We start from the raw sequence: 23,994 nt of genomic DNA, 5'->3' as shown, positions 1-23,994 counted from the left end.
TGGTTACCTTTCTTTTGTTGCTTTAGACAAAAGAAAGTGACCCGCCGCTTTAGTGGCGGAAGCTTTTGATCCTGCTCGCAGCTTTGAAGCTCTAGAGCTTTAAAGCCCTAGAGCTTTGAAGCCAGAGGCAAGATCAACAGCTTTCGTCCGCAAGCGGCCGAGTTACTTTCTTTTGTCTAAAGCGACAAAAGTCCGCCTGGATTCCCTTCGGTCAAAAGGTAACCAAAGAAAAACGCTTTTCTTTAAATCAAGGGCCCGCAAGTTCGGCGCAGACGCAGGCATGCGCCACACGAGACATCCTGTCTCGGTGGCGCACGGCGCACATCCATGTGCGCCGCCCTACGGGTGTGCTTTTGCTAACGCGAGTCAGCGACTTCGCAGCGCTGGATGAAATGCGCGGCTTCAGGCTCAAGCGAAATCCGTATTGACTACCTGTAGGATCTTGCCGCACAAAGATCTCAAGCGAGGCACATCGCGCAAGATCGCCGTGCGCGATCAGCCACCGGGACAGCCGAACGCATGCTCCTTGTCGCAATGCAGAACCGGCGCGAGCTCGGGCAAGCGCTGGGTGGTCTTGCCGACGCATTCGATGGTGGTGTCGCGCCCATCCGGCGCGGTCACGCTGATGCCGTAATCGGTGACCGGCGATTCGGTGCCGTCGTAGCGCTTGAACAAGGCATAACGATAGCCGCCGTTGGCGAAGCCGATGTCGACGTAATACGTCATCGCCCGCGTGTACTCGTTGTAGGAAAACCGCGCGAGCGAATCGGCGGCGCTCGCCGAAGGATATTCCAGTTCGACCTTGCCCGGCGGGCCGAAGCGGTAATGCAGCGCGCTCGGCGTCTTGCCGGCGGCGGTGCCGCACAGCGAGATCAGCTTCTTGGCGCGGGTCTGGCAGGCGAAATACGCGACCTCGCCGGCGCGGCAATGGTCGGCGGCGTGCGCGAGCGGCATGATCAGTGCGAGCGCGAGCAGGCACCAGGTACGGGTTCGGGTCATCGGAGCGCTCTCCATCGCGCGATCGGTCGCACGATGATCACCGATCCAGCTGCGCCAGCGCCATGCCGATGATCGCGAACTCCTTTGCCGGTTCCTCCTCGTCGCTGAGGAACCACGCCGCCGACAGCCCCTGATACGCGACGATCCATTGCAGCAGACGCCGCCGTTCGATCCGCCCGTACTTGACCACATCGTCCAGCCGGCGTTCGAACTGGCCCGGCGCCAGCGCGGTGTCCGCATCGGGGTCGGTGAACAGATTGGCGAAGTCGTAGCCGCGCTCGCCGATCACGCGCTTGGGATCGATCGCGATCCAGCCGCGCCCCGGACCGGCGTCGAGCACGTTTTCGTGATGGATGTCGGCGTGCAGCGGACGCACCTCGCGCGGCTGCGCGAGCAGTTCCTGGGCGATCTGCCAGCAGCGCGCCAGCACGCCGCCGTGGCTGCGCGCATAGGTGTCCAGATCGGCGAACCACTGGGTCAGCGGCGCCAGTTCGGACGGCGGCGGCGCGGCGCGCGGCGCGTGCAGGCGGTTGATGGTCTCGCACAGGATGCGGGTGGCGTCCTGGTCGCGGCCGTTGCGCGCCATGTGGCTCAGCGAACGCGGGCCGCAGGCGCGTTCGATCAGCAACGCGTCCTCATCGAAGGCCAGCACGCGCGCGGCGCCGTCGCCGTCCCACCAGCGCATCATCAGCGCGCCGAATTTTTCCTCGGCGTCGCGCGGGATCTTCAGCATCGCCGCTTCGCCATCGCGCCGCACCGGCAGCAGGTCGCTGCTGTGGGTGTGGATCGGCGCGCCGTCGGGCACGAGCTTCCAGGCAGTGAGATGGCGATCGAACGGCGTCATGCGTGGGCGTGGATTCGCGGTCGGAATCTCCCGATATCGGGATCGACGCGCGCGATGCAAGCCGACGCGGTGTGGCGAGTGGATCGGCTTGGATGGGGGCGTATGCGTCGCGGCGACGCGATCAAGCGGTCGGCCCGATCGGCCCGATCAACCGGCCTGGGACAGATCGATCGTCACCGAATCGGCATCATCGCCGCGGCCGATCTGGCTCAAGCCGCCGCGCGCGACATCGGTCTGCGCCGGCGACGGCGCGCCGGCCTCTTCGCGTTCTCGCAGCACCTGCAAGGCCTCGGTATCGGCGGCGACGCGGTGACGCAGCGACTTGCAGCGCTCCACGCCGGCGTCGGTCAGCTGCAGACCGGGTTCTTCGCCCGGAACGATCAGGCCCACCTCGACCAGGGCAGTGGAGATCAACCGATCGTGCAGCGCCCGCGAATGCCGGGTCAGCGGCTGACCCTGATCGATGCGTTGCAACACGTCCAGCAACGCCAGTTCTTCCAGGCTGATCGGATCCACGGTACTGCTCCAGAACAAGTGTGCGCACTATGCCATGGCGCACACCGCCGCACATCGAAACCGCGCCTGCTGAATGCGGCGCGCGGCTGACGCATTCAGGCTTTTCATATTGCCGCCGATGCTTCTACAAACCGATCGCGCAAACAGCGGACGGGTCGCCGCGGATGGCGCGACGCGCGGCGCGATCAGCCCGATGCTCGCGATGCGGGCCGTCCGCAACCGATCGCCCGAAGCGATCGCCGAACAGCAGAACGCCGCCCGAAGGCGGCGTCCGGCGAAGCGGAGCGATGCGGCGGCCCAGGGCACGCCGCACCAGCGGTCATCAGGCCGCGGCGTCCTTCAACTTCTTGAGCGGACGGACCTTGACCTTCACCGTGGCCGGCTTGGCGGCGAACCACTGCTCTTCCTTGGTGAACGGGTTGATGCCCTTGCGCTTCGGCTTGGCCGGCACGCTGACGGCGGTGATCTTCAGCAGGCCCGGCAGGGTGAAAGCGCCCGCGCCCTTCTTGTTGATCGAGGCATGCACGGCGCCTTCGAGCGCGCCGAGGATCGAACGGATGTCCTTGGCGACGACACCGGTGGTTTCGGCCAGGTGAGCGACCAGAGCGGACTTGCTCAGCACTTCCTTGATCGGCTTCGGAGCGGCCGGCTTGGCGGCGGCCTTCGGAGCAGCCTTCGGAGCGGCCTTCTTCTTTGCAGCGGGTTTTTTCGTAGCCATAGTTTTTTCCGGTAAGACTCGTTGGATGGATGGGTTGCCTGGATAACCCCTCGGCAAGGCGGAATGTAGGGCAAGCTCGACGCGCCGCCAAGAGTTTTCGATGCAAATAGTGGCTGTTTTTCAGTTGCGCGCCGGTCCGCGCGCGCATCGCGGCCGGAAAATCCCTTGCGAATGAAGGTTTAGGCGCATCCCAGCGGTCGCGCGCGGATTCGTCGCGGGCGAGAAAAAACCCTGAAAAACAGGGTATTTGTGCTTTCGTGTCGCGGCGCAGCGCCGGTTTGCGCGCGAGTGGGCCGCGCGCGGCGACGGTCCGGGCGCGGCGCGCGCCGCGCCGGCGCGGCGTTCAGTCGCGGTGTGGCCGATAGCGGCATGCGCGCGCGAACCGGTGCTCGCGCGAGTTGCGATGCGCAGCACGGATGTGCCCAGCGGCGCCGCGCGATCGTGATCGACCGTGTGATCGGACCGTGCGCGGCCTCAGCCGCGATGCTCCAGCGCCAAGTATTCGGCCGACTGCATCTCGATCAGGCGCGAGGCGGTGCGCTCGAACGCGGCGGCGAGGCGATGGCCCTGGTACAGGCCGGTCGGCGCCTCGTCGGCGGTGCACACCAGGTTGACGTGACGGTCGTAGAACTCGTCGATGAGGTTGATGAAGCGGCGCGCGGCGTCGTCGTGAATTCCGCCGGGAAAGCGCGGAATGCCGCCGAGCAGCACGGTGTGGTACTCGGTCGCGATCTCGATGTAGTCGCTGGCCGCGCGCGGGCCTTCGCACAATGCGGCGAAATCGAACCAGGCGTGGCCGTCGGCCAGCGCGCGCACCGGGATGTCGCGGCCTTCGATGCGCAGCGGGCCGCTCGCGCTCGCGCAACCGGCGGCCAGTTCCTTCCAGCGCCCGGCCAGCCAGGCGTCGGATTGCGCGTCCAGCGGCGCGCGGTAGACCGGCGAACGGGTCAGCGCGCGCAGGCGGTAGTCCTGGGCGCTGTCGAGCAGCACGGTTTCGCAGTGGCGCCCGATCAGCTCGATCGCCGGCTTGAAGCGGTCGCGCTGCAGGCCGTCGGCGTACAGATTGGCCGGCTGAGTGTTGGAGGTGGTCACCAGGGTCACGCCCTCGGCGAACATGCGGTCGAGCAGGCGTCCGAGCAGCATCGCGTCGCCGATGTCGATCACGAAGAACTCGTCGAGCACGAGCACGCGCAGCTGGTCGCGCCATTCGCGCACGATCTTGGCCAGCGGGTCGCTCTCGCCGGCGTGGTTGCGCAACTGCGCATGCACCTCGCGCATGAAGCGGTGGAAGTGGGTGCGGCGCTTCTCGGCGATCGGCAGGTGTTCGTAGAACAGGTCGATCAGGAAGGTCTTGCCGCGGCCCACGCCGCCCCACAGGTACAGCCCGCGCACGCCTTCGCGCGGCTTGCCGCGCAGACGGTCGAACAGGCTCTGGCTGGGCGGATCGAGCACGCCGGCGTGGATGCGGTCGAGTTCGCGCAGGGCCGGGTGCTGGGCCGGATCGTCGCTCCAGTCGCCGCGGGCGACACCGGCGGCATAGGCCTGCGACGGCGTCATCGCGGTTGCATCGGCGGGGTGCGCGGCGGTCTGACTCATGGCGAACGCAGCACGCGGCCGCCGGCCGACATCAGCCGCACCGGCGGGTGTTCCTGGTAGCCGTCGGACCAGGTGTCGATGGTCCGCGGCAGTTTCGCGGTCCAGGCCGGGTCGTTGCTGTAGTAGCGCAGTTCGGGCTTGCCCTGCTTGTCCTGGGCGCGGATCGCGACCCAGAACTTGCCGCCGTCGGCGCTCTGGATCAGCAGCGCGCGCATGTCGCTGGCCAGGCCGCGCACGTAGCCGTTGGTGACGGTGGCATCGAGGCCTTCCTGATCGGCGCGGGTGTCGATCACGTCCAGGCGTTCGACCAGCAGATCGTAATCGTCGCCGAGCAGGCGGCGCAGGCTGGCGTCGTCCTCGGGCTTGAGCAACAGACCCAGATCGAGCAGGTTCCATTGGGTGGTCGCGACCGCCTCGCCCAGGCCGGGCAGGTAGCGGCCGCTGAAATGCACGCCCAGGCCGGCGCCGCAGTCGTTGCTGGTGTGCTGCTGTTCGATCTGCAGTTGGCGGTGGAAACGATGGAAGGTCAGCTCGCAGCGGCTGTTGTCGCCGTCGGCGCCGGTCTTGCCCTTGTAGACCATTTCGTTGTCGTTGACCGCGCGCGCGCGGCCCGACAGCAGGCCGGTGTTGGCGCCGGAGCTGGCCTGCAGTTCGATCTGGTATTTGTCGCCGCCCAGCGACTTGAGGTTGAGCGTGGCGCCGCCGTCGCTGCGGGTCCAGTCGCCGTCCCACTGGAATTTGCCGGCGATCGCGGCCGGTTGCAGTTCGGTCAGGCGTTCGACATAGGCCATGCGCAGACAGCGCACCTGGCCGTCGCAGCGGTCGCGTTCCTTGATCCAGGCGAGCTGGTCTTTCTTCAACTGGCCGCCGTAGGCGCTGGCCTTGAGCGCGGCGCGATAGGCCTGGGCGAGTTCGCCGTCGCGACGGCCGAGCACCGGGTCGGCGCAGATCGCGCGTTCGTTCTTGCTGGCGGCCTTGGCGCAGGCGATGCCGGCGGCCGCGGCGTCGCCGGACCAGCCGGTCGCGACCAGGCTGGCGCACAGCGACAGCAGCGCGAGGCTCAGGGCGTGGCGCATCGTGGGGAATCCTGTGGAGGCAATGCGGTGATGACGGTGATGGCGCAGCGGATCAGGCCGGGTCGGCCGCGGAATCGGCCGCGGGACTCGCCGCGGTCTCCGGCGGCAGATGCGGGCGGACCGAATGCTTGATCGCGCCGCGCAGGTCGATCAGGCGGCGATGGAAGAAGTGGCTGGTATCGGGCATGCGCACCAGTTCGGGCGGCTGGCGCAGGCCGTCGAGCCAGGCGTAGACCGCCTGCGGATCGACGATCTCGTCGGCTTCGCCCTGGATCACGATCCACGGATAACCGCTGGGCGGCGCGATCCGGTCGAAGTCCCAGCGTCCGGCCGGCGGCGCGATCGAGATCAGCAGCTTGGGCTGTAACTCATCGGCCATGCGCAGCGAGACGTAGGCGCCGAAGCTGAAACCGGCCAGCCACAGCTGAGCGTCCGGACGCGTCGCGCGCACCCAGGCGGCGACCGCGCGCAGGTCGTCGCCTTCGCCCTCGCCCTGGTCGAACTCGCCTTGCGACGCGCCGGTGCCGCGGAAGTTGAAGCGCACCGTCGCCGCGCCGCATTCGCGCAGGGCGCGCGCGGTCATGGTGACGACCTTGTTGTGCATGGTCCCGCCCTCGGTCGGCAGCGGATGGCAGACGATGGCCACGATCGGCCGCGGCGTCGCTTCGGCGGCCTCGACGATCATCTCGATCGCGCCGGCCGGACCGGGCAGGCTCAGCGCGGTGGAAGCGTCGCTGGGAAAGGCGGGGGTGCTCATGCCCGGCATGATACGGGGCGCGGTGAGCGCGGTGTTACGACGGTGTGTTGCGCGCGCCTGGGCGGCGCGTGCGGACAGGCCGAGTACAGCGGTCGCGGGCCGCGCGTCGCCATCGGATTTCGAGGACGGCGGATCGCAGCGCGTCGGGGCCGGACTTTCCGCGCGCGCCAGACATCGCCCGTCTCGGTGTGTTGCGCGGACGGTTCGACCCGATCGCGTCGAACCTGCCCCGCATCGCTCAACGCGGCATCAAGTCGAACCCGAGCAGCACCGGATCGTGATCCGAACTGCGCCACGGCCCCGCACCGCCGTCGCGATAGCCCGCCTGCTCGGGTTCGTCGGCATTGGTATGCCACTCGGCCGCGCCGCGCAGCCGCGCGGCCAGCGACGGCGACAGCAGGGCGTGATCGAGCCGGCCCAGTTCGCCGTCGTAGACATAGCTATACGGCGCCTCGACCTTGGCCACCGCGAACGCATCCAGCCAGCCGGCCGTGTACAGCGTGCGCAGCGGTTGCTCCTGCGCGTGCGCGTTGAGATCGCCGACGATCATCGTCAGATCGCCGCGGCTGCCGGTCGGGTCGGTCTTGAGCCACGCGTCCAGACGCTGCGCCGAATCGGTGCGCGCGGCATTCCAGCACGACGCGCCGTCGCCCTGGTCCTTGTCCAGGCCCGCCGCGTTCTTGCCGCAGCCCTTGGACTTGAAATGGTTGGCGACCACGACGAAGGCAGGCCCAGGGCGCTTGCCGGCGCCGAGCGCGGTGAACGCCTGCGCCATCGGCACGCGCGCGAGCGGGCCGAACGGGCCTTGCTGCAAGGTCGCCGCCAGGCCGCGCGCGGCCACGCGCTGGCCGCGGTAGATCAGTCCGACGCGGATCTGGTCGTCGCCCGGGCCTTTGACGCCGGCCGCACACGGTTGCTTGCACGGCGCGGCGAAGCGCCAATCCTGCGCGCCGCCGTCGGCCGCGTCGGCGCGGTCGAGCGCGGCGACCAGATCGGCCAGGGTCGAGTCGGGGCCGTAACCGTCGTTCTCCAGCTCCATCAACGCGGCCACGTCGGGGTTGAGGGTGTGGATGGTCTCGACCAGTTTAGCCAACTGGGCGTGGTACTCGGCCTGGGTGCGCGCGCCGCGCGGGGTCGGAAAACCGCCGCCGCGGCCGTCGCCGTTGAACAGGTTCTCCAGATTGAACGCGGAGATGCGCAGGTCGCCGGCGACTTGCGGCGCCTGCGGGCGCGGCGCGGGCTGCAGCGTCGGCGCGGCGGTGAGGACGATGCCGTCGTGGCCGCCGACCGGCCAGGCGATGCCGTCGACCGCGTCGAGCCGGCTGCCGCTGCGCGCGGCGAATGCGGCGGTGGTGAGGGTGGTGGCGTCGCCGCTGAGCACCAGGCGACGGCGTTCGTTGTCGCTCGCGATCGCGCGCGCCGCGTCGCTGCCGGGTGCGGCGCGTTCGCCGGGTTGCCACAGCGGGCCGTCGAAGGATGCGCTGAGGGTGTGGGTCTTCGGATCGCGTTCGCCCAGGGTCAGCGGCGCGGCGATGCGTACGCGCATGCCTTCCAGGCGCGACCAGTCGGGCGCGGCGTCGATCGCGACCGGCGCGATCGCGGCCAGGGCCTTGCGCTGCGCGCGCGAGGTCGACGGTTCGATCCGTTCGGCGTCGATCGCGGTGAGCGTGCGCGGCGGGCTGCGGCGGCCGCTGTCGACCGCGGCCTCGCGGACCCGGCCGGTAATGCGCACCAGCTGATCGGGCGTGAGGCTCGCGGCGGCCGCACCGGTGACCCAGATCGCATCGGAGCTGGCCGGATCGCCGTCGCCGCCGTCCTGCACGACCCAGCCCGGCGCCGCGTCCGCGCCGGCGCGCGCGAGCGTGACCCGGCCTTCGATCGTGACCGTCTGCCCGACCAGCGCACTGGCCGCGCCGTGGCCCTGGACCGCGCCGATCGCGAGCGTCCCTTCGGCGCGCTCGGCGCGCGGTGCGGTGGCGCAGGCCGCGAGCAGCAGGCAGGGCGCGAAGGCGAGGGCGGGGCGGAATCGCGTCATGGCGGACTCGGGCTGGGCGTTGGAACGGCCATTATCCGCAGCCATGTGGCGCTGTCGCGTGTGTTGTGTGGCGGCTGGATGGGTGGTGGTGGCGAGTACCGGCGGCCGTCGACATGAAGACTGGCGGAAGCGGGAAGCGGGAAGCGGGAAGCGGGAAGCGCGGAGAAGGGGAGACGGGGAGAAAGGAGAAGGCGGTGAGGAGCTAACAGGCAAGCACTTGCCGCTTTTGCTGTTCCCCCCTTTGGAAAAGGGGGGCAGGGGGATTCGCTTTTAGCCACAGATCGCAGCGAATCAAGAGCAAAAGCGAATCCCCCTGGCCCCTCTTTTGCAAAGGGGGGAACCCCTTGCGGCGAAAGCATGGCGACCGGAGCCTTTTTACGATTCCCGATTCCCGATTCCCGATTCCCGATTCCCGATTCCCGATTCCCGATTCCCGATTCCCGATTCCCGATCCCCGATCCCCGATCCCCGATCCCCAATCCCCAATCCCCAATCCCCAATCCCCAATCCCCAATCCCCAATCCCCAATCCCCAAAACAAAAACGCCGCCCGAAGGCGGCGTCGTTGCAAGCCGGCAAGCGCTGAAAGCGCCGCGCTTACTTGATGTTGTCGAGCATCCAGTCGACCGTCGCGGCGACCTGCTGCGCGCTCAGGGCCGGGTTGCCGCCCTTCGGCGGCATCACGCCGCTGGTGCCGGTGAAGCCTTCCAGCGCGTGCTTGTGCAAGGTGTCCTTGCCCTTCGGGATGCGCGCGGCCCAGTGCGAGGCGTCCAGGGTCGGAGCGCCGCCGGCGCCGGACTTGTGGCAGCCCGCGCACAGGTTGTCGAAGATCACCTTGCCGTCGAGGGTGCCGTCGTAGGCGACCTGCGAGGCGGCCTTGGCCGCCGCCGCGGCGACCGCGGCCTGCTGCGAGGCCGCGCCGGTCGCGCCGGCGTAGACCGCGCCGACCGGACCGATCCGGTTTTCGGTGCGCTTGGCCGCGCGCGGATCGATTTCCTGCGGCAACTGCTTGTGGACGAAGTAGGCCGCGATCATCAGGCCGAGGGTCACCAGCATGAGAAAGCCGATCACCATCGAGAATTTCTTCAGGAATTCGAGGTCGTAATTGCGCACGATCCACCTATTGCGTGTACCCCGTCCGGGGCACATAGAGCCATCGACGAGGCCGCTACCGGGGATCGGCGCGGCCGCTGCACGGACCCGCCGGGACGACGCCGTCGGCCGTCTGCGCTGGGGCAGGGGCCACGGGCCGGGAATGCCGGTGGGTAGTTCCGCCCGACAGTTTAGCTCAAGCGCGCGCCGCGCGGGCTGGACCGCGACGCGCGCCGCCGCGCGCCACCGGATCGGCCGCAAACGCAGCCGGCGCAGGGCTCGCGCGCGATCGCGCGCCCATGACTTGCGACCTATGCGCCTTGCGCCGCCCGCCGCCCGCCCCTATAACCTTTGCGATCCATGAGCTCGGTCACGGACGATGATCGCCGGAGCCGCGACGGCGCCCGCCGCCGCGCCCCGCGATCCGGACGCCCCCGCGCCTGTCAGCCTTTCCCTTCAAGGACCGACCTATGTCCCGCTGGACCACACAAGAACTGTTGACCCGCCTGGGCGCTTCCTTCGGCGCCGAGCACGTCGAAGAAGTGCCGACCGCCGACGGCGCGATCCAGGTGACCCTGCCCGACAGCGGCGACCTGGGCATCACCATCGCCCTGACCGATCGCGAGATCTTCGTCTCTACCCCGCTGGTCGAGGCCGGTCAGGTCCGCGACGCGGCCGGTTTCAACGAAGCCTGCCTGCGCCTGAACCCGATCAACCCGCTGTCCAACCTGGGCCTGACCACGATCAACGAACGCGACGTCTACATCGTGTTCGGCGAAATGGCGCCCGATTCCACCGCCGAGCAGATCGAGCTGGAAATCCGCACCCTGGCCGACAACGCGATCGACGCGGTGGAAGCCCTCAAGTCCTATCTGGTGACCGCATGAGCATCCTGCAGAAAATCCTGACCCTGTTCCGCGGCACCGCGCACGAGGCCGGTCAGGCCGTCGTCGACGCCAATGCGCTGAAGATCCTCGACCAGGAAATTCGCGACGCCGGCACCGAGCTGATCCGTTCCAAGGAAGAGCTGACCAAGGTGATGGCGCAGCGTCAGCTGCAGGCCAACCGCAGCAAGGACCGTTTCGCCAAGAAGGCCGAGTACGAGACCTACATCGCCGGCGCGCTGCGCAAGGGCGACGAGGCCCTGGCGCGCGAAGTCGCCGAGCGCCTGGCGGTGGTCGAGACCGACCTGAAGAACGACGAGCAGGCGATCAACAGCTACGACGCCAGCATCAACCAGCTCAAGACCGCGATCACCGCCACCGAGCGCAAGCTGGCGCGGGTCAAGCAGCAGGTCGACACGGTCAAGGCCACCGAGGCGGTGCAGCGCGCCCAGACCGCGGTCGCCGCGCGTCATTCCGGCGCCACCGGCAAGGTCACCACCGCGCTGGATTCGCTCGAACGCATCCAGACCCGTCAGGCCGAGCGCGGCGCGCGCCTGCAAGCCGCCGCGCAGCTGGAATCGGAAAGCGGCGACGGCGATCTCAACGCCAAGCTGGCCAACGCCGGCCTGCTGCCGGAATCGACCAGCGTCGAGAACATCCTCGAGCGCTTCCGCGAGAAGCCGGTGCAGCAGCTCAGCCACGAGCCGCTGTCGTTGCCGGCGGTGGAAGTGAAGGAAACCGACAAGGTCGAGCGCAAGGAGTAACGGCGGCTCGCGGGCCTGCGGCGGTCGATGGCCGCCGCGGGTGCGGGACCGGGCTTTTGCAGGGCGTTTGCGTTGTTGCCGTTGCTCTTACCGTTGTTCTTGCCCTTGCCGTTCCCATTGCTCTTGCTCGTCATTCCCGCGAAGGCGGGAATCCAGAGACTTCAGCGCCATCCTTCCAGACCGTCATTCCCGCGAACGCGGGAATCCAGCGACTTCAAAGGTTCTCGCACGAAAGGCCCTGGATATTCGGCTACGCCGAAGTAAGGCAGAGCCCGCCTTCGCGGGAATGACGGCGTGAAAGATCGCGGTTGGTTTGAAAATACGCAGCACGCAACGCAACCCGTACAAGCAATTCAGTAGCCAACGCCACACCAATACAAGAACCACGACCAAGCACGACACCACCACCCGCAACACCCCCAGCATCATCGGCTTCAAGCCGCGTGGCATGGACGTAACCAGGCGAACCGGCTGACATGATCGTAATCGGCAAACTCTTTCGCAGCCTGCGCGGCCATCTGCGCCGGATCAGCTGGGGCGTGGTCGCCGCCGCGCTGGTGCTGCACATGACCGGCACCTGGCTGCTGCTGGCCTGGGCCGGCGAAGACAAGCTGCTGGGCTGGGATTCGTTCGTCTACTACTACATGACCACCGCCAGCACGATCGGCTACGGCGACCTGTCGCCGGGCACGCCGGCCGGACGCTGGGCGGCGGCGCTGTTCGTGATGCCCGGCGCGATCGCGCTGTTCGCCTCGGTGCTGGCCAAGACCAGCGCCGGCCTGCTCAATTTCTGGAAGCGCCATCAGGTGGGCAAGATGAGCTACGAGGACATGCACGGCCACACCGTGCTGATCGGCTGGCACGGCCGCGAAACCCAGCGGCTGGTGCAACTGCTGCTGGCCGACACCCACACCGACGACGAAGGCATCGTGCTGATCGCCGAGGGCCTGAGCGAGAACCCGCTGCCCGAGCAGATCCGCTTCGTCGTGGTGGAGTCCTACGCCGATTGCAACGAGTACCCGCGCGCCGCGATCGCCCAGGCCGCGCGGGTGATCGTCCACACCGACCACGACGATCGCTCGCTGGCGGCGGTGTTCGCGCTGATGGCGCACAAGCCCGGCGCGCACGTGGTCGCGCATTTCGAATCCGCGGCGGTCGCGCAACTGGTGCGCAGCCACTACCCGCATGTCGAATGCACCCGGCCGCTGCACGTGGACGTGATCGCGCGCGCCGCGCAGGACGCCGGCAGTTCGCTGGTCGCCGGCGAATGGCTCGGCGCGGGCGGCCCGACCCAATTCAGTTTGCAGGTGCCGGCCGATGCCGCGCCGGTGCGCGCCGGCCGGCTCGCGGCCGCGTTTCGCGCCCAGTCGGCGCTGTGGATCGGCTACCGCGACGGCCGCACCGCCGCGCCGGTGCTCAATCCGCCCGATCATGACGAGATCGCGGCGGGTACTTTGTTGTATTACCTTGCCGACGCGCGCATCGACAGCGCGCGGGTGCCGTGGGCCTCGCTCGCGGCGGCCGCGGTTTGAAGCCGCGCGATGGAGTACGACCCGATTGAATACGCTCCGGCGCAACGCTGATGCAATGTGGGTCGATCGATAACGAACCGGTCGCAAGCGAATCGATTCAAAGCCTGACGAGGTAAACGCAATGGGTTGGTTGGACGGATTGTTCGGCGGCAAGAAGCAGACATCGCAGACGGCGACGCTGCCGTTCGCGCACGAATTGCCGCTGGGCCTGCGCATCAACGGCCGGGTCGCGTTCGACACCCTGCCGTTCCGCGCCCATCCGCAGGCGTGGACGCTGCGCCTGCCCGAAGGCCACCAGGGCATCCCGTGCTACGGCCACATCGACCTGGGCGGCGGCCACGCGCTGCACCGTTTCTATCTGGACGAAGACGCGTATCTGCAGGTCAGCACCGCCAGCGGCCAGGTCGAGGGGATCAAGGCGTTCGTGTTCCAGGAAACCGTGAACCCGGCCAATCAGGCCGAATTCAAGCGTTTCATCCACGAGCATCCGCACCTGGGCGCCGACCGGATCGACTACGCCGGGCGCACCTGGTATCGCGAATTCGGCGACCAGCTCGGCACCGGCGGCAAGGCGCCGCCGGTGATCTACGACGAAGTGCTGTACCGCCACGACCCGCCGCGCCGCGACGACGACCTGACCCACTACGCCATGCTGTACCGGCGCGAAGTGCCCGAACTGGACCGCGAGGAATTCCTGCTGGTCACCGCCGAGGACTACGGTCCGAGCGAGTTCGTGGTTACCTATGCGATCGGCATCGACCTGACCACGGCCGATCTCGACATCACCTGAGCGCCCGCGCGCTGCTTCAGCGCGAACGCTTCCACCGCATCACTCCGCCGCAAGGACTCTCTCCATGGACGCCCCGATCACCGCCCACAGCTTCCTCAACTTCCTCGCCTACGCCGGCATCGGCATCGGCGTGCTGGTGCTGGCCGCGCTCGCCCTGGTGCTGATCACCCCGCACCGCGAGCTGAGCCTGATCCGCGAAGGCAACAGCGCCGCGGCGACCGCGTTCGCCGGCACCCTGATCGGCCTGGCCCTGCCGTTGCATTCGGCGATCTCCAACTCGGTCAGCCTGATCGACGCGGCGATCTGGGGCGCGGTGTCGGTGGTGGTGCAGGCGGTCGCGTTCCTGCTCGCGCGCCTGGTCGCGCCCAAGCTGTCGCAGCAGATCACCCTCAACCAGACCGCCGCCGGCATCTTCTCGGCCGGCGTATCGGTCAGCGTCGGCCTGATCAACGCCGCCGCCATGACCCCGTGAGCGCCGCCATGACTGTCCACGATCGCAACAGCAAACGTTCGCGCCAGCTGCGGCTGGTGTTGATGGCGGTGTCGGTGCCGGCGGTGTTGACCGGCTGCGGCGACGACGAACCCAGCGGCAAGGTGCTGACCTCGCGCGAGGATTGCGCGGCGCAGACCGAGATCTCGCCGGCCGAATGCGAGAAGGCTTACCAGCAGGCGCTGGTCGAGCACGAAAAACTCGCGCCGCGCTTCGAAAGCGAGAAAGAGTGCAACGACCAGTTCGGCGCCTGCCAGCCCGCGCCGGTCGCCGCCAACGCCAGCACCACCAGCCACAGCTACATGCCCTCGATGTCGGGCTTCCTGATCGGCTACGCGCTGAGCCAGGCGATGCAGCCGCGCGGCTACTACGGCATCGGCGGCGTGTCGCCGCTGTACCGCGACTACCGCAGCGGCGGCTATCTGCGTCCGGGCGGCGAGCTGGTCGGCAAGAGCAGCGGCACGGTCTACGGCAAGTACGGCAATACCGCATTGCCGGCGCGCGCGATGACCGTCTCGCGCGCCGGTTTCGGCTCCAGCGCGGCCGCGCGCGGCGGCTTCGGCGGCAGCCGCAGCAGCGGTTCCAGTCGCGGCGGCAGCTGGGGCGGTTGATTCGGCCCCGGGGTCGGCCCCATCTAGGTCGTACTCGCGCGCGCCGAACCGTTCGGCGCGCGGCGATCGCAGTGTTCATCGGAGCGGCATGAAACGCATCCTCACGACCCCGCGCCCGGATTGGCGCGAACAGGCCCAGTCGCTGGGTTTCCACTTCCACACCATCGACGGCGAAGCGTATTGGGACGAATCGGCGTACTACGCCTTCGGCCTGCGCCAGATCGAGGACGACATCGAGCAGCCCACCCAGGAGCTGCACGACATGTCGATGGCGCTGGTCGATGAAGTGGTCGGTTCGGAAGAACTGCTGACCCGGCTGGCGATTCCGACCGATTACTGGGACTGGATCGCCGCCTCGTGGCGTCAGCGCGAGCCGCATCTGTACGGGCGCATGGACCTGGCCTACGACGGCCGCGGCCCGGCCAAGCTGTACGAACTCAATTACGACACGCCGACCTCGCTGTACGAAGCGGCGTACTTCCAATGGCTGTGGCTGGAGCAGGCCATCGCGCGCGGCGCTTTGGGCGAGGGCAGCGATCAGTACAACCGCATCCAGGAACTGCTGATCGAAACCTTCGCGACCTTGTCGCGCGAAAAACGCATCGCCACGCCGGTGCATTTCGCCGCGGTCGAGGATTCGGTCGAGGACCAGGGCACGGTGCGTTATCTGCGCGACTGCGCCGAACAGGCCGGCGTGGACACGCTGGAGCTGAGCATCGAAGGCATCGGCCTGAGCAAGGAGGGTTGGTTCACCGACGGCGACGACCGCGTCATCAAGACCTTGTTCAAGCTGTATCCGCTGGAATGGATGTTCGTCGAGGAATACGGCCCCAAGCTCGCCGCCTCGCAGGTGCAGCTGATCGAGCCGGCCTGGAAGGCGATCCTCAGCAACAAGGGCGTGCTGCCCTTGCTGTGGGAACGCCATCGCGATCATCCGAATCTGCTCGAAGCGCATTTCGAGGACGCCGCCGCGCAAACCGCCGAGCTCGCCGCGGGCTGGGTGCGCAAGCCGCTGTTCTCGCGCGAAGGCGCCAACATCGAACTGGTCAGCGCCAGCGGCGAACGCCTGCGCAGCGACGGCCCGTATCAGGACGGCCCGACCATCCGTCAGGCGCACCATCCGTTGCCGCGTTTCGACGGCGACGACGGCGCGGCGAATTATCCGTTGATCGGCAGCTGGGTCGTCGCCGACCAGGCCGCCGGCATGGGCATCCGCGAAGACGCCAGTCCGATCACCCAGGACACCTCGCGCTTCATGCCGCACGCGATCGTCGAAGACTGATCGCGATCGCCCGCATCGCGCGCGCCGCGCGCTGCGGGTTGCTCGGATAAGTTCAGGCATGCGGCCCGATCCCGCGTCGCCGGATGGCGTCGATCCATCCGCGCGATCGGTGTCACATCGCAGTGACGGCGCATGCACATCGATGCGTCCATACGCTCAAGTACGAACGATCGCGGCCCGTGGTCGCGGCATGGACATACTTCGTACACAAACGAAATGCATCGCTTGCAAGAGTTCGCGAAACTCTGCGTAGCCGCACATTTTTACCCCCGATTTCCCCTCGCTCACGCATGCCGCGGCTTGCGTTATCGATCGAGGATGCGCACAGCGCCGACGCCACCGCCGCTGTCCGCCGCCGATCCGTTCGGCTTTCGATGTCATTTAGGGGAAGTCACGTATGTCATTGCATTCCAATCTGCCCAAGCGCGCCGTGCTGAGTTTCGCCGTGGTCGCCGCGCTGGCGGCGCCCGCCGTTCACGCCGCCGACAGCGGCAAGGCCTTGGCGATGAACCAGGCCCGCGGTCTGATTGCAAATCATCTCGACGCGTTGCAAGGCAACAGCGACGACAGCTTCAATGCGCGCGACGCCATCGTCGACCGCGACGGCACCGAGCACGTCCGCTTCGACCGCAGCTTCCGCGGGCTGCGGGTGATCGGCGGCGACGTGGTGGTCAAGTCGCAGCGCGGCCAGTTGCGTTCGGCCCTGCTGACCCTGCGCAGCAAGCAGCGTCCGTCGCTGACCCCGCGCATCAGCAAGGACGATGCCGCGGTCGAGGCCGGCGCGCGCTTCGGCAGCCGCATCGAGCAGGTGCGCGGCAACGAGCCGGTGGTCTACGCGCGCGGCGCCAAGCCGGTGCTGGCCTATGAGGTGACCGTGCAGGGCGAGGGCAACAGCCGCCATTCGGGCCTGGTGACCTATTACGTCGACGCGGCCAGCGGCAAGGTGCTCGACGTGCAGGACCAGATCCAGACCGCCGCCGCGACCGGCACCGGCAAGTCGCTGTACTACGGCACCATGAGCATCTCCACCGATCAGAAGAGCGCGACCAAGTTCGACCTGATCGACACCACCCGCGGCAGCGGCAGCGTGTACGACGCCAAGGGCGCGGCCGTCTCCAACCTGTTCGACATCCTGTCGACGACGTCCAACGCCACCTTGATGACCGACACCGACAACATCTGGGGCAACAACACGACCAGCGATCGCGCGACCGTCGGCGTGGACATCCACTACGGCGTCGGCGTGACCTGGGATTACTACAAGAACGTGCATGGCCGCGCCGGCCTGGCCGGCGACGGCAAGGGCATCAAGAGCTACGCCCACACCAACTTCAAGACCTCCAGCGGCACCAACAGCGGCGCCAACGCGGCCTACGTGGATCTGGTCAAGAGCATGTTCTACGGCGACGGCGATGCCGCGCGCGGCTACGGCCCGATCGTCGGCATCGACGTGGCCGGCCACGAGATGACCCACGGCGTGACCGCGGCGACCTCCAAGCTAGCGTACTCGGGCGATTCCGGCGGCCTCAACGAAGCCGCGTCCGACATCATCGGCACGCTGGTCGAGTTCTACGCCAACAACGCCAGCGATCCGGGCGACTACCGCATCGGCGAGAAGATGCGCACCGACGGCAAGGCCTTCCGCGACATGTACAACCAGGCCGCCGACGGCAAGTCGTTCAACTGCTACATCGCCGGCGGTTTCGATCCCGCCCTGTCCGACGGCGCGCACAACCCGCATTACACCTCCGGCGTGGGCAACCTGTTCTTCTACTTCCTGGCCGAAGGTTCGGTCGCTCCGGCCGGTACCGGTCTGAACCCCGCGCAGATGGCCTGCAACGGCGACGCCGGCATGACCGGGATCGGCCGCGACAAGGCCGGCAAGATCTGGTATCGCGCGCTCACCGCCAAGTTCACCTCCAACACCACCTACCCGCAGGCGCGCGCGGCGACGCTGGCGGCGGCGGGCGAGCTGTACGGCAACGGTTCGCCCGAGCAGAACGCGGTGGCGCGGGCCTGGAGCGCGGTCAAGGTCAACTGATCGGCCGCATCGCTTCAAGCTGCATCGCTACACGCTGCGCCGCTCATGCGGCGCATGCGATGGCAACGGCCCGCTTCGGCGGGCCGTTGTCGTTCGCGTCGGCGCGGTGTGGTCGCGTGGTCGCGCGTCAGCGCCGGTCGTCGTAGATCGCCGGGATCTTCACGGTCTCGCCGCCCCGGGTGATGAAGACATCGACCGAGTGGGTAACGCCCAGCACTTCGCCGTCTTCGACGAAACGCTCGATCAGCTTGCCGGGCACCACGCGCACGCTCACGCCCTCGCCCGTGTAGGTGCCGGCGTAGCGCACCAGAGGGTGCGGCGATTCGGACTTGCGCCGTACCCGATGGGTCTGGCCGTTGAAGCTGACGTAGGCGCCGTCCTCGGCGTCGCCGCAGCGGTCGGTGAAGAACGCAATCGTCGGGTTCGCCGCGCCGTTGTTCAGGCAGGTGCGATACGCGGCGGGATCCTTGTTGACCGCGCAGTAGGCCTCGTCGTACTTGCGATTGGCCGCGCTGCGCCGGGTGGCGATCGTGGCCGCGACGCAGTCGCTGCCCGGATCGTCGGTGGGAACGATCTCGCCGCCGGCCAGGCTCGGGCCGCTGAGCAGACACAAGACCACGCAAAAGATCGTTCTCATCCAGGCACCTGTGTCGAGTCCGTTCATCAGGAAGGCGCGCCGGCGAATTCCCGGACGCGAGCGTCCGACCCGGCGCGTATCGCATCGCAGGCCACGGCGGCCGGACCGGCCGGGCCGCGCATGCGACGGCTCACTTTAGATCACCGCGCGTCGCGGGTGGCAAGCCGGCGGCGGCGAGTCCGGCAAAAGCACGAACTCCGAACGGCTGCGCAGTTTTGCCGTGATCCACCCCCTGAATGGTGCGTCATGGCACCTGAAATATGCCGAATATCGGAACCGGACCCGGCGCTGCGCCGGGCCGTAGCGACCCAAGGCCAAGGAGTAAGGACGCCATGACTACCCGACGGTTCAAACAGGAAGGACTCTATCTCGCCATCGCCGCGACGCTGCTGATGGCGCCGCTCGCCCACGCCGCCGAGGCCGGCCCCGCCGCCAGGGATGCCGCGACCGCGCAGGCGCGCGGCCTGATCGCCGGCAACGCCGGCCTGCTGCGGGCCAGCGCCGCGGACAGTTTCGAAGCGCGCGATGTGGTGATCGACCGCGACGGCACCCAGCACGCGCGTTTCGCCCGCAGCTATCAAGGCCTGCGCGTGATCGGCGGCGACGTGGTGGTGACCTCGCGGCGCGGCGAACTCAAGTCCGCGCAGCTGAGCCTGCGCAGCGCGCAGCGTCCGTCGCTGAGCGCGCGCGTGATCGGCAAGGACCAGGCCGCGATCGAAGCCGGCGCGCGCTTCAACGGCCGGGTCGGCAAGATCCACGGCAACGAACTGGTGGTGTATGCGCGCGGCGCCACGCCGGTGCTCGCCTACGAGGTCACCGTCCAAGGCGACGAAACCGAACAGCACTCCGGCTTCGTCACCTATTACGTCAACGCCAGCGATGGCCGCGTGCTCGACGTGCAGGATCAGTTGCAGACCGCGGCCGCGATCGGCACCGGCAAGTCGTTCTACTACGGCGACCTGAGCCTGCCGACCGATCAGAAGAGCGCGACCAAGTTCGACCTGATCGACACCACCCGCGGCAACGGCAAGGTCTACGACGCCAAGGGCGCGGCGATCTCCAACCTGTTCGACATCCTCGGCGCGACCCTGGGCGCGACCTTGTTCACCGATGCCGACAACACCTGGGGCAACAACACCCTCAGCGATCGCGCCACCGTCGCCACCGACATCCACTACGGCGTCGGCGCGACCTGGGACTATTTCAAGAACGTCCATGGCCGCCTGGGCCTGTACAACGACAACAAGGGCATCAACAGCTACGCCCACACCAACTTCAAGACCTCCACCGGCGGCACCACCGGGGTCAACGCGGCTTATTTCGCCCTGACCAAGGTGATGTTCTACGGCGACGGCGACGCCAGCCGCGGTTACGGCCCGATCGTCGGCATCGACGTGGCCGGCCACGAGATGTCGCACGGGGTCAACGCGGCGACCGCGAACCTGGCCTACTCGGGCGATGCCGGCGGCTTGAACGAAGCCAATTCCGACATCCTCGGCACCCTGGTCGAGTTCTACGCCAACCACCCCAACGACCCGGGCGACTACCGCATCGGCGAGATCATGCGTACCGGCGGGCTGGCGTTCCGCGACATGTACAACCAGGGCGCCGACGGCAAGTCGTTCAACTGCTACATCGGCGGCAGCGGGTTCGATCCGAACCTGGCGGCCGGCGGCATTCACGACCCGCACTACACTTCCGGCGTCGCCAACCGCATGGCCTATCTGGCGATCGAAGGCGCGGTAACGCCGGCCGGCACCACGCTGACCCCGGCGCAGCTGGTGTGCAACGGCGACACCGGCATCGTCGGCATCGGCCGCGACAAGTTCGGCAAGATCTGGTATCGCGCGCTGACCACCAAGTTCACCTCCAGCACGACCTACCCGCAGGCGCGCGCGGCGACCCTGGCCGCCGCGGCCGAGCTGTACGGCGCCGGTTCGCCGGAGCAGACCACGATCGCGCGGGCGTGGAGCGCGGCCAGCGTCAACTAAGTCGCGTACCGAGCGTCGGTTTCACCTAAGTGCGCGGCGGCGCGATGCCGCCGCGCCTTGCGACGGCCCGCTTCGGCGGGCCGTCTGCGTCGCGAGCCGATACCATGAGCCAAGGCAGCGGGCTCGTATCCAGCGATATATCCGAGACTGCACCCCGCATCGCACCCAATCTTCGTAACGGACCGTCCATGCGTTCACCGCGTCGCCCGCACTCGCCCGCCTGCCATATCGCTGCGATGACCGCCGCGCCGCCGCGCGACGCAAGGGCCTGAGCGCATGCCGTTGGGCCGCAACGCTTTCATCCACGACGCCGCGCCCTTCGACGCGCAGGCCCAGGGCCAGCCGCTGACCGGCTACGCCTGCCGCTTCCGCCTCGAGGCCTACGACGATGCGCTGTACCCCGACCATGGCCTGCGCCTGCCGCCGCAGCTGGCGCGCGCGGTGGCCAAGCGGCGCGGCGAATTCCTCGCCGGCCGGCTGTGCGCGCGGCGCGCGTTGGCGCGGCTGGGGATCGCCTCTGCCGATATCGCGATCGGACCGGACCGCGAACCGCTTTGGCCGGCCGGCGCGATCGCCTCGATCTCGCACGCCGGCGATCGCGCGGTCTGCCTCGCCAGCGCCGATCCGCACGTGATCGGCCTGGGCATCGACATCGAATCGCGGATCGACGCGCGCCTGGCCGGCGAGATCCGCGGCGTGGTGGTCGATGTGGCCGAACAGGCGGTGATCGAGGCCGGCTTCGACGATGCGGTGGCCGGACTGGCCGCGGCGTTTTCGGCCAAGGAGGCCTTGTACAAGGCGCTATACCCGCAGGTGCGGGCGTTCTTCGGCTTCGAGGCGATGCGCCTGGCGCGGGTCGACGAGGGCCGCCTGCGCTTCCTGGCCGCAGCCGATCTGTCGCCGACGGTGCGGGCCGGGCAGGCCTTCGAGGTCGATATCGCCTTCGAAGACGGCGGCGTGCGTTCGATCGCCTGTTGCCTGCGCGCGCGGGGCTGAGCGGCGTTCGCTCCCGCGCCGATCACGACGCGGGCACCATCAATCCACCGCCGCGCCCGGGCTTTGTACGACAATGGCCGGATCATGCGTTGCCTGTTGATCGACAACTACGACTCCTTCACCTGGAACCTCGCCGACCAGATCGGGCGCGCGTTCGGCCAGGCGCCGACCGTGCTGCGCAACGACGCCTGCGGCTGGGAGCGACTGCGGGCCGACCAGGACTACGACTGCATCGTGGTCTCGCCCGGCCCGGGCAGCGTCGAGCACGAGGCCGACTTCCACGTCGCGCGCCAGGCGATCGCGCACAGCGCGCTGCCGCTGCTTGGGGTGTGCCTGGGTTTCCAGGGCATCGCCTACGCCGAAGGCGGCCGCATCGCGCATGCGCCGCAGCCGTATCACGGCCGGGTCTCGCGCCTGCATCACGACGGCAGCGAGCTGTTCGCCGGCTTGCCCGCATCGTTCGAAGTGGTGCGTTATCACTCGCTGATCGCGGCCGCGCCGTTGCCGCCCGCGTTGCAGGCGACCGCGCACACCGACGACGGCCTGATCATGGCGCTGCGTCATCGCCGTCGCCCGCAGTGGGGCGTGCAGTTCCATCCCGAGTCGATCCTGAGCGAACACGGCATCGACCTGATCGCGAATTTCCGCGATCTGGTGCATCGCCATCACGGCCGCGCTTTCGTCAGTCTCGCCGCGGCGACGATAGAGCCGCAGCCGGCCGCGCCCATCGCGCCGCCGCAAGCCTTGCAACTGTGGTGCAAGCCGCTGAATGCGAAGCTCGATCCGGAAACCGTGTTCAACGCCTTGTACGCGCAGCAGCGCAACAGCTTCTGGCTCGACAGCCAGGATGCGGTCGAGGAGCGCGCGGCGTGTTCGTTCATGGGCGCGGTCGACGACGAGGACCTGCTGGCCTACCGCATCGCCGACGACGACGCGACGCTGTCGGCCGGACACGCCCTGCTCGATCGCATCGAATGCGAACTCGCCGCGGCGCAGGTCGGCGAGCCGATCCCGGCCGACGCCGCGTCTGCCCTGGACGAAAACGCCTTGCCGTTCGATTTCCGCGGCGGCTTCATCGGCTGGCTGGGGTACGAGATGAAAGCGCTGTTCGATGGCGACGGCGGCGGCAACCCCGGCACGCCGTTGCCCGATGCGCTGTGGATGCGCGTGCATCGCTTCCTCGCCTTCGACCATCGCCGCGGACGCGCCTGGGCGATCGCGATCGCCGCGCCGCATACCGCGCAGGCGGCCGACGCGCAGCGCTGGCTCGAGACCGTCGCCGCGCAGGCCGCATCGACGCTCGCCCAGCCCGCGCCCGAACCGCCGCCGCCGCCCGCGCCGCTGGACACGCTCGAGGTCGACATGGACCTGGGCCACGACGATTACCTGGCCGCGATCGAGCACTGTCGCCGCGCGATCGTCGACGGCGAGTCCTACCAGATCTGCCTGACCAATCACTTCCGCTTCCGCGCGCAACTCGATCCGCTCGCGCTGTACCTGCGTCTGCGCCGCGGCAACGCGGCGCCGTTCGGCGCTTACCTGCGCAGCGGCGACCATCACGTGTTGAGCACTTCGCCGGAACGCTTCCTGCGCGTCGACCGCACCGGCCGCATCCAGACCAAGCCGATCAAGGGCACGATGCGCCGCTCCGACGATCCGCAAGTCGATGCGCAGTACGCGCGGCATCTGGCCGAATCGGTCAAGGACCGCGCCGAAAACCTGATGATCGTCGACCTGATGCGCAACGATCTCAACCGGGTCGCGGTGCATGCCACGGTCGAGGTGCCGAAGCTGCGCGAAGTCGAAAGCTATCGCACCGTGCATCAACTGGTCAGCACGGTCGAAGCGCAGCTGCGGCCCGATACCAGCCTGATCGATCTGCTGCGCGCGACCTTCCCCGGCGGATCGATCAGCGGCGCGCCCAAGCGCCGCACCATGCAGATCATCGACCGGCTCGAACGCAGCGCGCGCGGCGTCTATTGCGGTTCGATCGGTTATCTGGGCTACAACCGCGTCGCCGATCTCAACATCGGCATCCGCACCCTGTCCTACGACGGCGACAGCGTCGCCTTCGGCGCCGGCGGCGCGATCACCTGGCTGTCCGACCCGCAGGCCGAGTTCCAGGAAGTGCTGCTCAAGGCCGAAGCGGTGCTGCGGCCGCTGTGGGGGTTTCTGGCCCGGCCCGACGCCGGCTTCGCCTACGAGCTCGAGGGCGAGCGCCTGCGACTGCATCGGGTCGCGCGCTGAGCCGCGGCGCCGGCGCGTTCATGCAATCGCAATTCGGACCGATCCGCCGCGCTTACGCGCATGCGGACGTGATCCCGGTTCCACACAGGCAATGTCG

The 23,994-nt window shown here is 68.2% G+C and carries 22 protein-coding genes; 11 read left to right on the top strand and 11 right to left on the bottom strand.

The genetic code is table 11. The features are described from left to right. Window positions 1-495: 495 nt before the first annotated feature. The 10 genes from IEQ11_RS25470 to IEQ11_RS25425 all read right to left on the bottom strand — a co-directional run bounded on the left by IEQ11_RS25470 (window position 496) and on the right by IEQ11_RS25425 (window position 9,653). Complete coding sequence (locus IEQ11_RS25470) at window positions 496-999, bottom strand: hypothetical protein (RefSeq protein WP_191823884.1); 504 nt, start codon at window positions 997-999, stop codon at window positions 496-498. A 37-nt stretch (window positions 1,000-1,036) separates the two neighbouring features. Then, window positions 1,037-1,843, bottom strand: a complete 807-nt coding sequence (locus tag IEQ11_RS25465; RefSeq protein ID WP_191823883.1) for an aminoglycoside phosphotransferase family protein — start codon at window positions 1,841-1,843, stop codon at window positions 1,037-1,039. A gap of 147 nt (window positions 1,844-1,990) precedes the next feature. Beyond that, complete coding sequence (locus IEQ11_RS25460) at window positions 1,991-2,359, bottom strand: hypothetical protein (protein ID WP_157754308.1); 369 nt, start codon at window positions 2,357-2,359, stop codon at window positions 1,991-1,993. A gap of 27 nt (window positions 2,360-2,386) precedes the next feature. Continuing rightward, the gene (locus IEQ11_RS25455) at window positions 2,387-2,665 is read right to left on the bottom strand and encodes a hypothetical protein (RefSeq protein WP_191823882.1); all 279 of its coding nucleotides are present in this window, start codon (window positions 2,663-2,665) and stop codon (window positions 2,387-2,389) included. A gap of 16 nt (window positions 2,666-2,681) precedes the next feature. Then, window positions 2,682-3,077, bottom strand: a complete 396-nt coding sequence (locus tag IEQ11_RS25450; protein WP_096417861.1) for an HU family DNA-binding protein — start codon at window positions 3,075-3,077, stop codon at window positions 2,682-2,684. Between the two features lie 474 nt (window positions 3,078-3,551). Next, window positions 3,552-4,634 carry a cell division protein ZapE gene (gene zapE, locus IEQ11_RS25445; RefSeq protein ID WP_191823885.1) on the bottom strand — a complete coding sequence of 361 codons (1,083 nt, stop codon included), beginning with the start codon at window positions 4,632-4,634 and terminating at the stop codon, window positions 3,552-3,554. Between the two features lie 35 nt (window positions 4,635-4,669). Beyond that, on the bottom strand, window positions 4,670-5,749 hold the full coding sequence (locus IEQ11_RS25440; RefSeq protein WP_096417855.1) for a lysozyme inhibitor LprI family protein: 1,080 nt from the start codon (window positions 5,747-5,749) through the stop codon (window positions 4,670-4,672). Window positions 5,750-5,801: 52 nt separating this feature from the next. Further along, on the bottom strand, window positions 5,802-6,506 hold the full coding sequence (locus tag IEQ11_RS25435; protein WP_191823881.1) for an alpha/beta hydrolase: 705 nt from the start codon (window positions 6,504-6,506) through the stop codon (window positions 5,802-5,804). A gap of 238 nt (window positions 6,507-6,744) precedes the next feature. After that, window positions 6,745-8,541: an ExeM/NucH family extracellular endonuclease gene (locus IEQ11_RS25430; protein WP_191823880.1), complete on the bottom strand. Its 1,797-nt coding sequence runs from the start codon at window positions 8,539-8,541 to the stop codon at window positions 6,745-6,747. 596 nt (window positions 8,542-9,137) lie between these two features. Next, entirely contained in the window at window positions 9,138-9,653 is a 516-nt protein-coding gene (locus tag IEQ11_RS25425; RefSeq protein WP_036113126.1) for a c-type cytochrome, read from the bottom strand. Between the two features lie 449 nt (window positions 9,654-10,102). On the opposite strand from IEQ11_RS25425, the gene IEQ11_RS25420 reads away from it, so the two are divergent. From IEQ11_RS25420 to IEQ11_RS25385, 8 genes are all read left to right on the top strand, one after another. Beyond that, window positions 10,103-10,519 carry a YjfI family protein gene (locus IEQ11_RS25420; protein ID WP_096417846.1) on the top strand — a complete coding sequence of 139 codons (417 nt, stop codon included), beginning with the start codon at window positions 10,103-10,105 and terminating at the stop codon, window positions 10,517-10,519. Next, window positions 10,516-11,280: a PspA/IM30 family protein gene (locus IEQ11_RS25415; protein ID WP_036113120.1), complete on the top strand. Its 765-nt coding sequence runs from the start codon at window positions 10,516-10,518 to the stop codon at window positions 11,278-11,280. Before IEQ11_RS25420 ends, IEQ11_RS25415 begins: the two co-directional genes overlap by 4 nt. A gap of 476 nt (window positions 11,281-11,756) precedes the next feature. Then, window positions 11,757-12,812, top strand: coding sequence for a potassium channel family protein (locus IEQ11_RS25410; protein ID WP_191822424.1), 1,056 nt, complete (start codon window positions 11,757-11,759; stop codon window positions 12,810-12,812). 121 nt (window positions 12,813-12,933) lie between these two features. Continuing rightward, entirely contained in the window at window positions 12,934-13,602 is a 669-nt protein-coding gene (locus tag IEQ11_RS25405) for a DUF2491 family protein (RefSeq protein ID WP_191822425.1), read from the top strand. Window positions 13,603-13,666: 64 nt separating this feature from the next. Further along, window positions 13,667-14,074 (top strand): DUF350 domain-containing protein, encoded by a 408-nt coding sequence (locus IEQ11_RS25400; protein WP_036113111.1) that lies wholly within the window; start codon window positions 13,667-13,669, stop codon window positions 14,072-14,074. An 8-nt stretch (window positions 14,075-14,082) separates the two neighbouring features. Then, the gene (locus tag IEQ11_RS25395) at window positions 14,083-14,703 is read left to right on the top strand and encodes a DUF1190 domain-containing protein (RefSeq protein WP_046658506.1); all 621 of its coding nucleotides are present in this window, start codon (window positions 14,083-14,085) and stop codon (window positions 14,701-14,703) included. A gap of 88 nt (window positions 14,704-14,791) precedes the next feature. Further along, the gene (locus tag IEQ11_RS25390) at window positions 14,792-15,985 is read left to right on the top strand and encodes a glutathionylspermidine synthase family protein (protein WP_046658505.1); all 1,194 of its coding nucleotides are present in this window, start codon (window positions 14,792-14,794) and stop codon (window positions 15,983-15,985) included. 397 nt (window positions 15,986-16,382) lie between these two features. After that, a complete protein-coding gene (locus IEQ11_RS25385; protein ID WP_191822426.1) occupies window positions 16,383-18,026 on the top strand; it encodes a M4 family metallopeptidase in 1,644 nt (547 codons plus the stop codon). A 127-nt stretch (window positions 18,027-18,153) separates the two neighbouring features. On the opposite strand, the gene IEQ11_RS25380 is transcribed toward IEQ11_RS25385, so the two are convergent. Beyond that, complete coding sequence (locus IEQ11_RS25380) at window positions 18,154-18,663, bottom strand: hypothetical protein (protein WP_191822427.1); 510 nt, start codon at window positions 18,661-18,663, stop codon at window positions 18,154-18,156. Between the two features lie 332 nt (window positions 18,664-18,995). Between IEQ11_RS25380 and IEQ11_RS25375 the strand changes: the two genes are divergently transcribed. From IEQ11_RS25375 to pabB, 3 genes are all read left to right on the top strand, one after another. Continuing rightward, entirely contained in the window at window positions 18,996-20,654 is a 1,659-nt protein-coding gene (locus IEQ11_RS25375) for a M4 family metallopeptidase (RefSeq protein WP_191822428.1), read from the top strand. Between the two features lie 276 nt (window positions 20,655-20,930). Continuing rightward, a complete protein-coding gene (locus IEQ11_RS25370; RefSeq protein WP_191822429.1) occupies window positions 20,931-21,650 on the top strand; it encodes a 4'-phosphopantetheinyl transferase family protein in 720 nt (239 codons plus the stop codon). A gap of 84 nt (window positions 21,651-21,734) precedes the next feature. After that, window positions 21,735-23,897 carry an aminodeoxychorismate synthase component I gene (pabB, locus tag IEQ11_RS25365; protein WP_191822430.1) on the top strand — a complete coding sequence of 721 codons (2,163 nt, stop codon included), beginning with the start codon at window positions 21,735-21,737 and terminating at the stop codon, window positions 23,895-23,897. Window positions 23,898-23,994: the final 97 nt, after the last annotated feature.

This window comes from Lysobacter capsici (assembly GCF_014779555.2).
Classification (GTDB): Bacteria; Pseudomonadota; Gammaproteobacteria; order Xanthomonadales; family Xanthomonadaceae; genus Lysobacter; species Lysobacter capsici.
This window is presented reverse-complemented; position numbering and strand designations above follow the sequence as displayed.

What these genes read in the sequence shown, in the direction of transcription:
- IEQ11_RS25440 (WP_096417855.1), bottom strand. Translation starts at nt 5,749, where the DNA reads ATGCGCCACGCCCTGAGCCTCGCGCTGCTGTCGCTGTGCGCCAGCCTG.
- IEQ11_RS25395 (WP_046658506.1), top strand. Translation starts at nt 14,083, where the DNA reads ATGACTGTCCACGATCGCAACAGCAAACGTTCGCGCCAGCTGCGGCTG.
- IEQ11_RS25380 (WP_191822427.1), bottom strand. Translation starts at nt 18,663, where the DNA reads ATGAGAACGATCTTTTGCGTGGTCTTGTGTCTGCTCAGCGGCCCGAGC.
- IEQ11_RS25375 (WP_191822428.1), top strand. Translation starts at nt 18,996, where the DNA reads ATGACTACCCGACGGTTCAAACAGGAAGGACTCTATCTCGCCATCGCC.
- IEQ11_RS25370 (WP_191822429.1), top strand. Translation starts at nt 20,931, where the DNA reads ATGCCGTTGGGCCGCAACGCTTTCATCCACGACGCCGCGCCCTTCGAC.
- IEQ11_RS25405 (WP_191822425.1), top strand. Translation starts at nt 12,934, where the DNA reads ATGGGTTGGTTGGACGGATTGTTCGGCGGCAAGAAGCAGACATCGCAG.
- IEQ11_RS25430 (WP_191823880.1), bottom strand. Translation starts at nt 8,541, where the DNA reads ATGACGCGATTCCGCCCCGCCCTCGCCTTCGCGCCCTGCCTGCTGCTC.
- IEQ11_RS25410 (WP_191822424.1), top strand. Translation starts at nt 11,757, where the DNA reads ATGATCGTAATCGGCAAACTCTTTCGCAGCCTGCGCGGCCATCTGCGC.
- IEQ11_RS25435 (WP_191823881.1), bottom strand. Translation starts at nt 6,506, where the DNA reads ATGAGCACCCCCGCCTTTCCCAGCGACGCTTCCACCGCGCTGAGCCTG.
- IEQ11_RS25465 (WP_191823883.1), bottom strand. Translation starts at nt 1,843, where the DNA reads ATGACGCCGTTCGATCGCCATCTCACTGCCTGGAAGCTCGTGCCCGAC.
- zapE (WP_191823885.1), bottom strand. Translation starts at nt 4,634, where the DNA reads ATGACGCCGTCGCAGGCCTATGCCGCCGGTGTCGCCCGCGGCGACTGG.
- IEQ11_RS25450 (WP_096417861.1), bottom strand. Translation starts at nt 3,077, where the DNA reads ATGGCTACGAAAAAACCCGCTGCAAAGAAGAAGGCCGCTCCGAAGGCT.
- IEQ11_RS25420 (WP_096417846.1), top strand. Translation starts at nt 10,103, where the DNA reads ATGTCCCGCTGGACCACACAAGAACTGTTGACCCGCCTGGGCGCTTCC.
- IEQ11_RS25400 (WP_036113111.1), top strand. Translation starts at nt 13,667, where the DNA reads ATGGACGCCCCGATCACCGCCCACAGCTTCCTCAACTTCCTCGCCTAC.
- IEQ11_RS25415 (WP_036113120.1), top strand. Translation starts at nt 10,516, where the DNA reads ATGAGCATCCTGCAGAAAATCCTGACCCTGTTCCGCGGCACCGCGCAC.
- IEQ11_RS25470 (WP_191823884.1), bottom strand. Translation starts at nt 999, where the DNA reads ATGACCCGAACCCGTACCTGGTGCCTGCTCGCGCTCGCACTGATCATG.
- IEQ11_RS25390 (WP_046658505.1), top strand. Translation starts at nt 14,792, where the DNA reads ATGAAACGCATCCTCACGACCCCGCGCCCGGATTGGCGCGAACAGGCC.
- pabB (WP_191822430.1), top strand. Translation starts at nt 21,735, where the DNA reads ATGCGTTGCCTGTTGATCGACAACTACGACTCCTTCACCTGGAACCTC.
- IEQ11_RS25385 (WP_191822426.1), top strand. Translation starts at nt 16,383, where the DNA reads ATGTCATTGCATTCCAATCTGCCCAAGCGCGCCGTGCTGAGTTTCGCC.